Annotated in this window: 14 protein-coding genes; 3 read left to right on the plus strand and 11 right to left on the minus strand. The window is 70.7% G+C overall.

All coding sequences use genetic code 11. From position 1 onward, the window contains the following. The first annotated feature begins 26 nt into the window (after positions 1-26). Positions 27-1,388, plus strand: a complete 1,362-nt coding sequence (locus BHS09_RS34085) for a DoxX family membrane protein (RefSeq protein WP_140800134.1) — start codon at positions 27-29, stop codon at positions 1,386-1,388. Between the two features lies 1 nt (position 1,389). Here the strand turns inward: BHS09_RS34085 and BHS09_RS34090 are convergent, their stop codons facing one another. The 8 genes from BHS09_RS34090 to BHS09_RS34125 all read right to left on the minus strand — a co-directional run bounded on the left by BHS09_RS34090 (position 1,390) and on the right by BHS09_RS34125 (position 10,302). After that, positions 1,390-2,427, minus strand: coding sequence for an MBL fold metallo-hydrolase (locus BHS09_RS34090; RefSeq protein ID WP_237079999.1), 1,038 nt, complete (start codon positions 2,425-2,427; stop codon positions 1,390-1,392). A gap of 234 nt (positions 2,428-2,661) precedes the next feature. Next, positions 2,662-3,759, minus strand: coding sequence for an NAD(P)/FAD-dependent oxidoreductase (locus BHS09_RS34095; protein ID WP_140795544.1), 1,098 nt, complete (start codon positions 3,757-3,759; stop codon positions 2,662-2,664). 81 nt (positions 3,760-3,840) lie between these two features. Further along, on the minus strand, positions 3,841-5,619 hold the full coding sequence (locus BHS09_RS34100) for a fatty acyl-AMP ligase (protein ID WP_140800136.1): 1,779 nt from the start codon (positions 5,617-5,619) through the stop codon (positions 3,841-3,843). After that, on the minus strand, positions 5,616-5,897 hold the full coding sequence (locus BHS09_RS34105; RefSeq protein WP_140795546.1) for an acyl carrier protein: 282 nt from the start codon (positions 5,895-5,897) through the stop codon (positions 5,616-5,618). The genes BHS09_RS34100 and BHS09_RS34105 overlap by 4 nt, the downstream gene beginning before the upstream one ends. After that, positions 5,890-6,465, minus strand: a complete 576-nt coding sequence (locus tag BHS09_RS34110; protein ID WP_140795547.1) for an isoprenylcysteine carboxyl methyltransferase family protein — start codon at positions 6,463-6,465, stop codon at positions 5,890-5,892. Before BHS09_RS34110 ends, BHS09_RS34105 begins: the two co-directional genes overlap by 8 nt. Beyond that, entirely contained in the window at positions 6,459-7,541 is a 1,083-nt protein-coding gene (locus BHS09_RS34115; RefSeq protein WP_140800137.1) for a type III polyketide synthase, read from the minus strand. Before BHS09_RS34115 ends, BHS09_RS34110 begins: the two co-directional genes overlap by 7 nt. Positions 7,542-7,780: 239 nt before the next feature. Continuing rightward, positions 7,781-9,367: an MXAN_6640 family putative metalloprotease gene (locus BHS09_RS34120; protein ID WP_237080000.1), complete on the minus strand. Its 1,587-nt coding sequence runs from the start codon at positions 9,365-9,367 to the stop codon at positions 7,781-7,783. Beyond that, entirely contained in the window at positions 9,364-10,302 is a 939-nt protein-coding gene (locus BHS09_RS34125; protein WP_261344754.1) for an HmuY family protein, read from the minus strand. The genes BHS09_RS34120 and BHS09_RS34125 overlap by 4 nt, the downstream gene beginning before the upstream one ends. A gap of 165 nt (positions 10,303-10,467) precedes the next feature. Between BHS09_RS34125 and BHS09_RS39745 the strand changes: the two genes are divergently transcribed. Further along, positions 10,468-10,644, plus strand: coding sequence for a hypothetical protein (locus BHS09_RS39745; RefSeq protein ID WP_237080001.1), 177 nt, complete (start codon positions 10,468-10,470; stop codon positions 10,642-10,644). Position 10,645: 1 nt separating this feature from the next. On the opposite strand, the gene modC is transcribed toward BHS09_RS39745, so the two are convergent. Genes modC through modA form a run of 3 tightly spaced genes read right to left on the minus strand, consistent with a single transcriptional unit; the run spans position 10,646 to position 13,145 of the window. Then, a complete protein-coding gene (gene modC / locus BHS09_RS34135; protein WP_140800140.1) occupies positions 10,646-11,716 on the minus strand; it encodes a molybdenum ABC transporter ATP-binding protein in 1,071 nt (356 codons plus the stop codon). Continuing rightward, positions 11,713-12,366 (minus strand): molybdate ABC transporter permease subunit, encoded by a 654-nt coding sequence (gene modB, locus BHS09_RS34140; RefSeq protein ID WP_237077732.1) that lies wholly within the window; start codon positions 12,364-12,366, stop codon positions 11,713-11,715. The genes modC and modB overlap by 4 nt, the downstream gene beginning before the upstream one ends. Before the next feature lie 20 nt (positions 12,367-12,386). Beyond that, positions 12,387-13,145 carry a molybdate ABC transporter substrate-binding protein gene (gene modA, locus BHS09_RS34145; protein ID WP_140800141.1) on the minus strand — a complete coding sequence of 253 codons (759 nt, stop codon included), beginning with the start codon at positions 13,143-13,145 and terminating at the stop codon, positions 12,387-12,389. A 96-nt stretch (positions 13,146-13,241) separates the two neighbouring features. Between modA and BHS09_RS34150 the strand changes: the two genes are divergently transcribed. Then, positions 13,242-13,760 (plus strand): MarR family winged helix-turn-helix transcriptional regulator, encoded by a 519-nt coding sequence (locus BHS09_RS34150; RefSeq protein WP_140795554.1) that lies wholly within the window; start codon positions 13,242-13,244, stop codon positions 13,758-13,760. Positions 13,761-13,867 lie beyond the last annotated feature (107 nt).

The following is a 13,867-nucleotide window of genomic DNA, read 5'->3' on the forward strand; positions in this document are numbered from 1 at the left end:
CGGATAGACTGTCAGGCCAGCCCACCATGAGCGCCACGGCCCCACTGTCCCCGGTCCCCGAGCCCCAGCCCGCCGCGTCCGAAGCGGGCGTGACACCTCATGCTCCCGCGCCCGAAGCCTGGGGTCTCGCGCGGCGGCTGGCCTTCCGCTTCGTCTTCGCCTACCTGGTCCTCTATACCTTCCCGTTCCCCTTGGACATCATTCCGGTCCTGGGCGACTTCATCACCTCGTTCCAGGACGGGCTCTGGAAAGCCGTGGTGCCCTGGGTCGGCAAGCACGTGCTGCGGCTGTCCACGGACATCACCGTGATGCCCAACGGCAGCGGCGACACCACGTTCGACTACGTGCAGGTGCTGATGTTCTTCGTCGTCGCCGTGGCGGTGACGGGCGTCTGGTCCGTCATCGACCGGCGCCGCACCGAGTACGTGAAGGCCCACGACCTGCTGCACACGAACGTCCGGTACGTGCTCGCGATGGCCATGCTGTCCTATGGGCTGGCCAAGCTCTTCAAGTCCCAGTTTCCCTTCCCCAGCCCGGAGCGACTGGTGCAGCCGCTGGGAGACTTCTCCCCCATGGGCCTGCTGTGGAACTTCATGGGCTTCTCGAAGGGCTACAATGTCTTCACGGGCGGCGCGGAGTTCCTGGGCGGCTGCCTGCTGCTCTTCCGGCGCACGACGACGCTGGGCGCGCTCGTCGTCGCGGGCGTCATGGTCAACGTGGTGGCGCTCAACTTCTTCTACGACGTCCCCGTCAAACTCTATTCGTCCCACCTGCTGTTGATGTCGCTGTTCCTGGTGCTGCCCGATGCCCGGCGGCTGCTCGACGTGCTGGTGCTCAACCGCGCCACGCAGCCTCGCCCGCTCCAGCCGCCCTTCCCACCTTCGCGCTGGCTGAGTGGCGCCGGGCTCGTGATGAAGGTCCTGGTGGTGGGCGGCATCGCCTACGGGTTTGGGAGCTCGCGGCTGGAGTTCATCCGCAAGTACGGGGACTCCGCGCCGCGGCCCCCGTTCTACGGCTACTACACGGTCGACTCCTTCACCCAGGATGGGCAGCGCCTGGAGGCCACGTCCGGAGATGCCCGGCGGTGGAAGGCGGTGGCCGTCAACCGCTTCGGCCGGATGATCATCAAGCACCAGGACGACACCGTGAAGTCCTTCGGCGTGGAAGAGGACGCACCGAAGAAGACGCTCACCCTCATCGACGGCCAGGACGACACCGCGAAGAAGTTCGTGCTCACCTACACGCGCTCGGACGCGAACCAGCTCGTCCTCCAGGGCACGCTCCACGAGGCCGCCATCGAGGTCCGCCTCACGCGGGTGGATGAGTCCAAGTTCCTCTTGCTCAACCGGGGCTTCAACTGGATTCAGGAGGCCCCCTTCAACCGCTGACTCAGTCCAGCGCGGGCACGTCGCGGCCCTCGCCGAAGCCCAGGGCCCAGAAGCGCGGCCGGACGGGCTCGCGCGCCAGCAGCCACAGCAGGTGGTACTTCGCCTCGTCCTGGCCATCCAGCGCGAGCTCGAAGGTGCCGTAGTGCATGGCCACCGACGTGGCCGAGCGCAGCACCTTGTGCGCCTGGAGGGCTTCCACCGGTCCCATGTGGACCGGACGGAACGCTGTGGGCCGGTAGGCCCCAATGGGCAGCACCGACAGCCGCATGGGACCGAAGCGCTCGGCCATCATCGCGAAGTGGGGACCGAAGCCTGTGTCGCCGGCGAAGAACACCGGCCCGCCGGATGTGGCGAGGACGTAGCCCGCCCAGAGCGTCGCCGCGCTGTCGGTGAGCCCGCGGTTGGAGCGGTGCTGCGCCGGCACCGCCGTCACCGTGCGGCCCGGCGCCACCTCCGTGGACTTCCACCAGTCCAGCTCCACCACGTGCCGGAAGCCCTCGCCGTCCAGCAGCGACTTGTTGCCCAGACCCACGATGAAGCGCGGATGGTGCGCCTCCTCCAGGCGCCGCAGCGTCGGCAAGTCCATGTGGTCGTAGTGGTTGTGACTCACCACCACCACGTCGATGGGCGGCAGGTCCTCGAAACGGATGCCCGGAGGCCGCACGCGCTTGGGGCCGATGAAGGGCACCGGGCTCGGACGGTCCGAATAGATGGGGTCCGTCAGCATGTTGAGCCCGTCCGCCTGGACGAGCACGGTGGCGTGGTTGATGAACGTCACCCGGAGCTGTCCCGGCCCCATGCGCTCCGGAGGCGGCTTGCCTGGAGCGAATTCCTCGTAGGCCCGCCACGGGCCGCGAGGCCCCTTGCGCAGCGCCTTGAAGACCTCGTCTGGACTCAGGCGCTTGACGGGCTCCAGGTTCTGGAAGTGCTCACCGTCGAAGTGCTCCGTCACCGGGCCCTGGTGGCGGGGGCCCGCGAAGAGGCAGCCCCCAAGCCACGGTGCTGACAGCAGCAGCACCAGCGACAGGAGTTTCGTCATGGGCCGGGAAGTACGGTCCAGGGACATGGGTGCGGTGCTCCATCCAGACAGGACTGGGAAGACGCCCGCGCGGCCCGGGCTCGGCGTCCATGTCTCGGCGCGACAGTGGACCGGGTTTGCGCCCGTCCGGCAACCGGTAACACACGTCTGGGGACGCCACTGCACAGCGGGTGTCACGCACCGGTGATGGGCGGAGGAGAACGCCAACGCCTCCGCGCCCCTCAGCCCCCACGCTCACGTCACGATGCCGTGCAGGATGCGCTCGAACAGCCAGGGCGTCTTCCCCAGCAGCCGCACCACGGGACGGCGAAGCCAGGGCCGTCGCGCCAGCATGAGCAGCGCGCCCGTCGACCGGGAGTACTTGCGGAAGACCCGCTGGAAACACTGCTCGTAGGGCATCAGCGCCTCGCGCGTGGCGCCGTGGACGAGCGCTTCCGGTAGCAGGTTCCCCAGCGACTCCGCGCACACGAAGGCCAGCGACAGGCCCTCGCCGGTGATGGCATCCACGTAGCCCGCCGCGTCTCCAACCAGCGCGAAGCGGTCGGCGATGCGCGCTCGGGACACCCGGGCCAGCGGTCCCGCGCCGCGCGGCTGGGAGTCCGGCGCCGAGCCCGAAAACCGCTCCGACAGTTTGGGGAAGCGGGCCAGCAGCGTCTCGAAGCTCACCCGCCCTTCCACCACGCCGTCCTCCCAGAGGAAGGCCAGGCCCACGCGCCGCACGCCCGCGGGCGTCACGTAGGCCTCCACGCCATGCGCGAAGTGGATCTCCACATAGGGCGTCCACGGCGCGACCTGGAAGTGTCGTCGCAGGCCGAAACGGCGCGGTCCCGTGGGCTCCATCTCCAGGCCTTCCGCGCGGCGCAACGGTGAAGCCAGCCCATCCGCGGCCACCAGCATGGCGGCCGCCACCGGGCCTTCGGCCGTATGCAGCACCACACCATCGCTGTCTCTCTGGTGGGACAGCACCTGCGTGCGCTCGCGCAACTCCACGCCCACCCTGCGCGCCCGCGACACCAGCGCCGTGGCCAGCGCCACGCGCCGCACGCCCAGCGCGCCCTTGCCCGGGAACAGGCCCTCCGCCGTGCTTCCATCTTCCTGGACGTAGCGGATGCCCACGCAGGGATAGCTGCCCTGGTCATCCAGCAGGGGCAGGACGCCCAGCCGCTCCAGCACCGCCATGCCGGGAGGCAGCAGCCCTTCGCCACAGGCCTTGTCCACCGGCGCGACGCCACGCTCCAGCACCACGGTGTTCAACCCGCGCAATGTGGTGGTGATGGCCACCGCCAGCCCCGCGGGCCCTCCGCCCACAATGGCGACGTCATACCGCTTCATGACGAGGCATCCTCCGGGACTCGAACTCCCATGACGGCGGGCCTCACGCCGGCGCCGGGCTCGACCGCGCGGACAGCCGACTCACGTGTCGCGCTCCGCGCGGACCATGGCCAGGGCGCTCTTGGCCATCTCCATCGCGAGCCCCACCGCGCCCACCTTCTTCGGAGGCGCCAGCTCCTCTGCCAGGTAGCGGCGCAGCGCCTCGGCGCGGCGCAGCTTGCCGCTGGACGTGCGCGGCAACGTTCCTGGCACGAGCATCCGCACGGTGTGAGGCCGCACGCCCGTGGTCTCCACCACCGCCGCGCGGATGCGCTCCTCGACCACGTCATCCGCCTCCTGCCCCGAGCGCTCGGCGAGGATGAGCAGCGCCTCGTCCTCGCCACCTTCGGGCGTGAAGCCCAGCGCCACCGCGCAGCCCATGCGCACGCCCGCCACGTTCTGCAGCGGCTCCTCGAACGCCTGCGGCGCGTGGTTCGCGCCTCGGATGATGACCACGTCCTTCGCCCGGCCCGTGAGGAACAGCTCGCCCTCCGCGATGAAGCCCAGGTCGCCCGTGTCCAGCCATCCGTCCCGCGTCAGCGTCCGGTCCGTGGCCTGCGCATCCGCGAAGTAGCCGGCCATCAGGGACGGCCCCCGCGCGAAGACCCGGCCCACGCACCGCTCCGCGAGCGCCTCGCCCGTCTCGCCGCGCACCTCCACCTGGAAGCCCGCCACGGGCATGCCCACGCTCACCAACTCACGCGAGCCCTCCGCCACCCGGCCTTCCCGGGCCAGCAGCCCCGCGTCCACGCCCAGCGCGCGCGGCCCCCGCCCCTCCGGCGGGAAGGTGACGGCGAGCGACGCCTCGGACAGCCCGTACACCGGCCGCAAGGCCCGCGCGGAGAAGCCCCACCGCTCGAAACGCACCGAGAAGCGGCGCAGCGTGTCCACGGACACCGGCTCCGCGCCGTTGAGCGCGTGCCGCCACGACGACAGGTCCACCCCGTCCAGCTCCGCGTCCTTCACCCGCTTCAAACACAGGCCATAGGCGAAGTTGGGCGCGGGAGAGATGTAGCCCCGGTGGCGAGACAGCGCGCGGAGCCACAACGCGGGCCGTGCGAGGAAGGCCTCGGGGGGAATCAGCACCAGGCGTCCCGGGTAGTACAGCGCGGACAGCAGACAGCCGATAAGCCCCATGTCGTGGTACAGCGGCAGCCAGCTCACACCCACCCGGGGCACCCCCGCCCCCAGCGGCATCGCCATCTCCAGCGCCGCGACCTGCGCCAGCAGGGCTTCGTGCGTCAGCGTCACCGGCTTCGGATCCACCGTGGAGCCGGACGAGAACTGGATGAGCCCCAGCGCGTCCGGCCGCACCGCGACCTCCAGCACATCGTCCCCCCGGGATACGTCCTCCACCGTGTGGCAGCCCAACCGGGGCCGCGCGCGCTCCACGCTGGGCCCCAGCAGCAGGCGCACGCGGGAGTCCGTCAACACCATCACCGAGCCCGTCACGTGAAGCATCCGCGAGGTCGCGCGGTGGTACTCCTCCAGCCGCCCCAGCCGCACCGGCGGGTACAACGGCACCGGCACCGCGCCGGCGAGCAACGTGCCGAAGAAGGCGTCCATGAAGGCCGGCGACGTGGGCAGCAGCAACGCCACCCGGTCACCCTCGCTCACGCCCAGCCGGGCCAGCCCCGCGGCGGTGCACTTCGCCCGGCGGTACACGTCCGCCCAGGGCATGGACACCTCGCGCTCGGACGCATCCACGAAGGTGAGCCCCAGCGGCGACGTGCGCCCGGTGTCCGCGAGCGCCGCGTTCACCGTCAGATGCCTGGGCGGAGGCAACGCCGGGCCCACCAGTCGCGAGCCAGCGTCCTTCACGGCAGGGCCTCCTCCGGCAGGGGCTCCACCGGAGCCGCGACCCGCTGCGCCACCAGCTTCGCCAGGTCTCCCACCGTGCGCACGCCCTGCGCGTCCTCTTCGGACAGGCGGATGCGGAAGCGGTTCTCCAGCCCCACCGCCAGCACCGTGAGGCCCAGGCTGTCCAACTGGAGGTCGCGCACCAGGTCCTGCGAGGGCTCCACCGCGCCCTTCCACTCCAGCTCATCGGTGACGATGCGATGAATCTCCGTCATGACCTCCAGTTCGCGCTCAGCCACGTGGCACCTCCGGAATGAAACGAGGGCGATGGGAGAACGCCTGCGCGTACACCTCACCCAGCGCCGCCTCTTCCGCGCGGATTCGCACGTAGAGCAGCGCCGCATTGCCCACTGAGAAGACAAGCGCCGTCCACCATGCACCGTGGATGAGCGGCACGCACGCCAGTTCCAACACCACCGCGACATAGTTGGGATGGCGCAGGAAGCGATAGGGCCCGCCCGTCACCGGCGCCAGCTCCGGTACCACGATGATGCGCGAGTTCCACCGGTCGCCCAACGTGGCGATGGCCCAGTACCGCAGCCCCTGCGCCAGCACCGCGCCCGCCAACGCCGCCCAGCCCCACGCGCCCGGGAAGCCGCGCCGCAGCAGGAACACCTCCGCCACGCACGCCACCAGGAACAGCGTGTGGAACACCACCATGAAGCGGTAGTGCCGCTGCCCCGTCTCCACCCCGCCGCGCGCGAAGGCCCGGGCGGCGTTGCGCTTGGAGAGCACCAGCTCCACCAGCCGCTCCACGACGAGCGCGGACATGAAACCCAGGAAGAGGGCTTGCGTGGAGGTCACCATCGCAGCAGCACCATCTCCGCGCCGAAGCCCGGCCCCATGGCCATCATCACGCCCCACTCCCCTGGCTGCGCGCGGACGGACTCCAGCGTCTCTCCGAGCACGAAGAGCACCGACGCGGAGGAGAGATTGCCCACCTCGCGCAGGGAGGCCCACGAGCGCTCCAGCGCCGAGGGCGCCAGCTCCAGCGCCTCCTCGAAGGCCTCCAGCACCTTGGGCCCGCCGGTGTGCGCCACCCAGTGCCGGATGTCCCCGCGCTTCAGTCCATGCTGCGCGAGGAAGCCATCCACGTTGCCCCGGATGTGGTCCTTCACGAGCCCCGGCACCTTGGCGGACAGCACCACCTTGAAGCCGGTGTCCACCACGTCCCAGCCCATGATGCGCTCGGTGTCCGGGTAGAACACGGAGCGCGACGCCACCACGCGCGGCCCTCGCGCCCCCGGGGCAGCCGCGCCTCGGAGCACCGCGCACGCCGCGCCGTCACCGAAGAGGCCGGACGCGATGATGTTCGGAATGGACAGGTCCTCGCGCTGCAACGTGAGCGAACACAACTCCACGGCGATGACGACCGCTGTGTGCTCCGGAAAGCCGCGCAGGTAGTCCGCCGCCCGGGCCACGCCCGCCGCGCCCGCCACGCACCCCAGGCCGAAGAGCGGCGTGCGCTTGAAGTCCTCCCGGAAGCGCACGCGGTTGGCCAGCCGCGCGTCGATGCTCGGCGTGGCGATGCCCGTCACGGTGACGAAGAAGACGTGGTCCACCTCCCCGGGCGTGAGCTCCGCCGCGTCCAGGGCCTGGCGCACCACCGTTTCGCCCAACTCCGTGGCCGAGCGAATCCAGGCGTCATTGCGCTGCTGGAATGTCAGCAGCGGCGGATAGGCCTCCAGGGGCAACGCCAGATGCCGTCCTCCCACCTGGACGGCGCGGTGCAGGTCCTCCAGCCGCTCCAGGTTGAAGTGGCGCGTGGCCCACAGCTCGCGGAACGCGGCGATGAGCTGCTCCTGACTGGCGTAGTGCGGCGGGAGTGCCCGCCCCACGGCACGGATGGAGGGCGAGCGGTCCTGGCCTGAGGCACTGAGCATGGCGTTCCCGGGTCATTCGCGTCGGTGGAGAGTTGACGCTTAATCGGAGATAGCGTCCAACGCGATACGGGATGTTCCCGCTTCCGTCTCCCGCGCGAACCTCGCCTGTCCGACTGTCACGCGGATGACGCACACGGCCGTTGCGGCCGACGCATCAACAACACGTGTCGGGAGCGCCCTGGGCGGTGGCGTCGAAGAAAACCGTCCCGCTCCATGCACAAGCGTTGAACGAACCTTGCTCAACGCCGGATGAAGGCCGCCACCAGCAACAGGAGCAGCGCCCACGTCAGCCCGCCCGGTGCCGACGAACAGCCACCCTCGTCACGCGGTGGCGGAAGCGGGGGCGCACCTGGAACCCCCGCGTCGACCCCACCGTCCAGGTCGCCTCCTGGACCTGCGTCGACGCCGCCATCCGGCTCACCGCCCACGCCACCGTCCAGGTCGACCCCACCGTCCGGGTCGGGTGGTGGCACGGTGGCGCAGGGCGCGCCGGAGTCCTCCCCGGAGATGCACAGCCGCCCATACCGGCCCAGGCCTTCGCGCCGTCCGTCCACCACGGCGACGATGACGTGCGTGGCGTCCTCGGCGTCCACGCGAGCGGACAGGGTCCCCACGCCGTCCGCGCGTGCGACGCGCAGCACCTGCGCCGGCGTCACCGCGGCCACCAGCAGGTGGATGGCGGGTGAGTCCTCGCCCTCGGCCGACTCGAAGGAGGCGGTGACAGAAGCCGTTCCACCTTCCACCTCGAAGTAGCGCGTCGACGCGGCCGCCACCCGCACGGACGGCTCCGACACCGGCAGCGTGCGCGGCGCGACGGTCAGCGGCGCATAGCCCTCACCGTTCTCATAACCCGCGCCCTGTGCCCGGCGCGATCCGGTGGCCAGGTTCCACAGGGCGAACTCCGCGAAGGCGGTGTCGAAGTCAGCGCCCCAGTCGCGCTGCAGCGCCGTCTCCACCAGCACCGGCCAGCGGACCGACGGCGTCACGACGCTCTCCTCCCACAGCGAGCGCACCACCCCATCCCCGAAGCGCTCGCTCAGGAACTGGAAGTAGATGCTCGTGCCATAGCTGAAGGACACCGCCGGCCCTTCCGGGTCCAGCACCAGGGTGCGGTCCGGACGCGACAGGTACGAGGCGGTGAACCGCTCCAGGTCATCCAGCGCGGGCCGGTAGCGCTCACTGGCCCAGACCGCGGTGCCCTCCGACGCCACGCTGCCCAGGCCCGGATGATAGGCGGCCTGCACCGCGTGGAAGAACTCGTGGCTGGCGAGGATGTCCACCGCCTCGCCATAGGACGGGTAGTTGTAGCCCGCGAAGTCGTTCTCCTGGAGCATGTGCCCGGTGCAGCGCGACGACGCCTCCAGACAGCCGTCCAGCCGGAAGGCTCCGTCCGCGATGCCACCGAAGTCCACCAGGTACACATCGAAGCGGCCGTCGCCGCCGTTGTCGCTCCCCACCCAGCCGTCATCCGGCGGCAGGCGGAAGCCCAGCCCTTCATAGAAGACGGCGACGCGGTCATACGCGGACGCGACGCTCTCCACCGCGTCCGGAACACCACTCCCGTCCGCGTCCGCCGCCGGCACGGCGTTGGAACCCGAACGGGAGAAGTGGATGCGGAAGCGCCCCCCAGGGGACACGACCGATTCCACCACCTCGCCCTCGTCGAAGCGCGGTGGCATCGCCGAGGGCGAGGTGGGGCGCGCTCCCGCTTGCAGCCCCGCTTCCCACGTCACAAACGAATCGTGCCGTTCGTGCGGTTCACGCGAAGCCTGCTGGACAGGTCCACACCCGAAAGGGATGAGCAGGAGCAGCGCCCGGAGCTTCATGGAAGGAAGGCCCACTTCACGCGGAGCTGCCCCGAGCCGCTCGGCGTCCCCGACGGCAGCTCGTTCGTCGCGTTGCAGTGCTCCTGCACGGCCAGCTCGTAGTAGGACTTCACCTCGAACTTCACGTGGCGCCCGTCGGCCAGGCGGATGATGAAGACATCCCCCGACATCCTCACGCAGCCCTCGTAGGACCAGAAGCTGCTCAGCGCCATCGTCGGCCCGGCGAGCCCCGAGTTGTCCGGGATGAACTCACACGTGTCGGTGTACCAGGCGTCGGACTGGAAGGTCAGGTCCGAAGGCACGGACGTCACGGTCTCAAAGCGGGTGCCCGTGGGCAGCCGCGCCACGCCAATGCAGGACGGGCCGGACGTGCCGCCGTTCAGCCGGATGTAGTAGCGACGGAACGCGATGTCCCAGCCGTGGTCGCCCAGCGACGTCTGGTCGTCGATGCTGACCCGGGCCAGGCCCTCGGGCGTGAAGCGAGCGTAGGTGTAGGACTGATTCACCGTGAGGCCACCGGCGCGGGCGTCGATGTACGAACGGAACTCGCCCGCCGGCGCCTCCTCCTCGTACATCGCCGTCGTCGACGGCGTCGTGAGCAGGTTCAGCCGGTCGATGCTCTGCTCGCTGCAGGGCACATCGCTCTGGCACAGCGGCTCCGTGCCCGCATCCGGCTCAGGCTCCGTGCCCGCATCCGGCTCAGGCTCCGTGCCCGCGTCCGGCTCAGGCTCCGTGCCCGCGTCCGGGTCCGTTCCAGAGTCCGGCGTGGGGTTCGTCCCGGAGTCCGTCTGTCCGGCGTCGGGCACCGGGGTGGGGGCTTCATCAGACGAACCACAGTTCACCAACAGGGCCAGCGCCATCGCCACGGCGGCCAGCACCCACAGGCCCTGCTTGCCGGCCTTCGTGTGCATCGTTTCTTCGGTGTGAGTCTTCATCAACGGCCCTCTCCCTCGGATGGTGCGGAGCCGGAGACCACCGATGGCCAGGACAAGACGCACACGGCGCTGTGCCATTCCGGCCCCCACGCGTGGCACCATAATTGATAACGATTCTCATATTCAATATTTGACCCGCGAAATCATCGTCCTTTTGGAGCGCCCATGCCGGAAATGACCGCAGTCCTCGCAAATACCCTCGCGCCGTGGTTCGCGAAGCCCACCCGCGGCACTTCGGTGGAGACGCTGGCCCCCGGCAAGGAGCTGCTCGACGAGCGCGGCTTCGCGAAGCGCGACGTGCGCAGCAAGGCCTGCTGGGCGGGCGGCAAGCGGGGCCTCTGAGTCAGCGCAGCCGCCGGCACGCGGACGTCTTCACCGCCAGGGACACCCGCGCGCCGGGCACCACGCCCAGCTCACGCACCGACGCGGACGTGAGCCACACCACCCAGCGCACGCCCGCCACCTCCACGGTAGCCGCGTCCTCGCCCGTCGCCACGGGCTCCACGTTCACCACCGTGCCCGTCATGACGTTGCGCGCGGAGACGCCCGTCAGCGGTTGGATGGACAGCAGGATGTCCGCGGCCGGCACGGCATAGGCCGCGCGCGTGCCCGGCGCCAACGCGGGCGAGTCCGGCACCCACAACGACAACCCGCCCTGCATCCGAAGCCGCAGCCCGCCGTCGTCCGGGCGCTCCAAGACTCCTTCGAGGATGTTCTCCTCCCCTTCCCCTTCACCGGCGAGCAGACCTCGCGCCGCCGCGCCCAGCACCTCGGCCGCGGGCCCGGCCGCGCGGACCTGCCCCTGGTCCAGCAGCAGCGCCTCCCGCGCCAGCACGCGCGCCTCGCCCAGCTGATGCGTGACGTACAGCATCGGCACCCGGGCCTCATCGCGCACGCGCAGCAGGTACGGCAGCACGCGTTCCTTCAGCGCCACGTCCAGCGCGGCGAGCGGCTCGTCGAGCAGCAACAACGCCGGGTCCGTGGCCAGCGCGCGCGCCAACGCCACGCGCTGCTTCTCGCCCCCGGACAGCGTGGCCGGGTAGCGGCGCAGCAGCGGCGCCAGCTCCAGAATCTCCACGGCCTCGTCCACGCGAGAGGCCCGCCCCGGCCGCACGCCGAAGCGCACGTTCTGCTCCGCCGTGAGGTGCGGGAAGAGCAGCGCATCCTGGGGCACGTAGCCCATGCGGCGCTGTTCGGGCGGCACGTCGCTTCGGGCAACGCTGTCCAACAACACGCGGCCCTCCAGCACCACCCGGCCCCGGGCGCCGCGCCGCAGTCCCGCGAGCACCTCCAGCAGCGACGTCTTCCCGGAGCCCGAGCGCCCCATCACCGCCACCGACGCGCCATCCAGCCGCGTGCCCACCTCCAGCGTGAAGCGCGCCAGCGGCAACCGGATGTCCAGCTCCAGGCTCACGCGCGCACCCTCCGCCCACGCCGCCGCGTCACCGCCTCGGTCGCGAACACCGCCACGAAGGCGAGCAGCGCCGCCACGCCCGCCAGCCGCAGCGCCTCCGCGTCCCGCCCCAACTGCGTGCGCTGGAAGATGGCCAGGGACAGCGTCTGCGTACGGCCTGGAATGTTGCCCGCCACCAGAACCGTGGCGCCGAACTCACCCAGCGCGCGGGAGAACGCCAGCAGCGCGCCCACCAGCACGCCGCGCCAGGCCAGCGGCAACGTCACCCGGAAGAAGGCGCGCGTGCGCGAATCGCCCAGCGTGCGGGCCACCGCCACCAGCCGCGGGTCCACCTCCTCGAAGCCCGAGCGCGCCGAGCGCACCAACAACGGGAACGCCATCACCGCGCTCGCCAGCACCACGGCCTTGGGCGTGAAGACGACCTCCACGCCCCACGCGTCCAGCACGCGCCCCAACGGGCCGTTGCGCCCGAGCAACTCCAGCAGCACCAGCCCCACCGCCGTGGGCGGCAACACCAGCGGCAGCGTCAGCACCGTCTCCACCACGCCCTTGCCCGGGCCCTCCCACCGCGCCAATGCGTACGCCACCGCGAGCCCTGGCGGCAGGATGAGCAGCGTGGCCAGCGTCGCCACCCAGAGTGTGAAGGACACCAACGCCGCGACGCCCTCCATCAGGGAGCCCGCGCGCTGGGAACGCCGAAGCCGTGGCGTGCGAAGACCTTCCGAGCCGCGTCCGACTGAAGGAAGCGCACGAACGCCCGCCCGGCCTCCGGCGCGGCGCCCTTCGTCAGCGCCGCCGCCGGATACACGATGCGCGGCACGTCCTGCTCTGGCACCTGGAAGGCGACGCGCACGCGCTTCGAATGCGCCGCATCCGTGGAATACACGACGCCCGCGTCCACGCGCCCCGTCTCCACCGCCGCCAGCGCGGCGCGCACATTGAGCGCCGGCACGATATTCGGCGCCAGCGCCTTCCAGAGCCCCGCCTTCACCAGCCACGCCTTCGCATACACGCCCGCGGGCACCGCCTCCGGGTCCGCCAGCGACAGCCGCTTCAACCCACGCAACCCAGCGGGTGAGGACGGCGCCGACTTCGCGTCCACCGGCACCACCACCACCAGCCGGTTGGACAGCAGGTCCACGCGCGTCGAGGGCGCGACCAGGCCCGCCTTCTCCACCGCGTCCATCTGCGCCGTGTCGGCGGAGAGGAAGACGTCCGCGGGCGCTCCGGCCACGGCCTGACGTGCGAGGTCACTCGAGGCCCCCAGGGAGAACTCCACCGAGTGGCCCGTGGTCTGGGTGAAGGCCGGCGCCAGCTCCTGGAGCGCGTCCGAGGTGCTCACCGCCGCGAACACCAGCACCGTGTCGGCCCGGGCAGACACCCCCGACAACAGCGTGGAGACGGCACAAAGCAGGAACAGATGACGCATGGCGTAGCACCTCGCATATCCGGACAACTCGCGTTGCATTGTCGCCAGGTCAGCGCCCGTCTGGACAACAGATTGACCCGCCCATGCGGGGCCGCTATGGGATACTCCGTGCCACGGAAATTCCACAAAGAGGATGAAGACGTTTCCGAGGACCTGGAGAAGCTCCAGAACCTGCTCCTCGCACTGGGCCGGCGCAGTTCGCTCCGTGACCCCATCGCCAGCATGTGCGAGCAGCTCCAGTTCACGCCACCTCAGGTTCACGCCATCCTCTGGCTGGGTCAGGACGGCCCGCTCACCATGGGCGAGCTGGCGCGCCGGCTGGGCGTCACGGAGAAGACCGTCACGGGTGTGGTGGACCGGCTGGAGCGCCAGGGGCACCTGCTGCGCGAGCGCAGCGCCACCGACCGCCGCGTCGTGCACTGCCGCCTGACGGAGGACGGCCAGTCGACCTGGGAGAGGCTCAACCGCGTGGTCGTCCATGGCATGCACCAGTTCCTGGGCATCCTCGACGTGGGAGACCGCAAGGCCCTCTTCCGCATCCTGGAGAAGCTGGTGAAGCGCATGAGCGCCCCGCCCACGCCGGCCACGCCCGCGCCGCGTGAGCGCACGGGCTGACAGCCGGGCCCCCGGCGGGGCCCCAGCCCTCCAGGCTGCCTGACAGGCTTCATGCCCGGGTGGTCAGCCCCCCTGCGTCGCGCGGCGGTCGCAGCTTCCGACGGGGG

The sequence above is a fragment of the Myxococcus xanthus genome, assembly GCF_006402735.1.
Lineage (GTDB): Bacteria > Myxococcota > Myxococcia > Myxococcales > Myxococcaceae > Myxococcus > Myxococcus xanthus_A.

Bases quoted from the DNA above. Each gene is read 5' to 3' on its own strand.
- BHS09_RS34085 (WP_140800134.1), top strand. From the start codon at position 27: ATGAGCGCCACGGCCCCACTGTCCCCGGTCCCCGAGCCCCAGCCCGCC.
- BHS09_RS34090 (WP_237079999.1), bottom strand. From the start codon at position 2,427: ATGACGAAACTCCTGTCGCTGGTGCTGCTGCTGTCAGCACCGTGGCTT.
- BHS09_RS34095 (WP_140795544.1), bottom strand. From the start codon at position 3,759: ATGAAGCGGTATGACGTCGCCATTGTGGGCGGAGGGCCCGCGGGGCTG.
- BHS09_RS34110 (WP_140795547.1), bottom strand. From the start codon at position 6,465: ATGGTGACCTCCACGCAAGCCCTCTTCCTGGGTTTCATGTCCGCGCTC.
- BHS09_RS34115 (WP_140800137.1), bottom strand. From the start codon at position 7,541: ATGCTCAGTGCCTCAGGCCAGGACCGCTCGCCCTCCATCCGTGCCGTG.
- BHS09_RS34120 (WP_237080000.1), bottom strand. From the start codon at position 9,367: ATGAAGCTCCGGGCGCTGCTCCTGCTCATCCCTTTCGGGTGTGGACCT.
- BHS09_RS34125 (WP_261344754.1), bottom strand. From the start codon at position 10,302: ATGAAGACTCACACCGAAGAAACGATGCACACGAAGGCCGGCAAGCAG.
- BHS09_RS39745 (WP_237080001.1), top strand. From the start codon at position 10,468: ATGCCGGAAATGACCGCAGTCCTCGCAAATACCCTCGCGCCGTGGTTC.
- modA (WP_140800141.1), bottom strand. From the start codon at position 13,145: ATGCGTCATCTGTTCCTGCTTTGTGCCGTCTCCACGCTGTTGTCGGGG.
- BHS09_RS34150 (WP_140795554.1), top strand. From the start codon at position 13,242: ATGGGATACTCCGTGCCACGGAAATTCCACAAAGAGGATGAAGACGTT.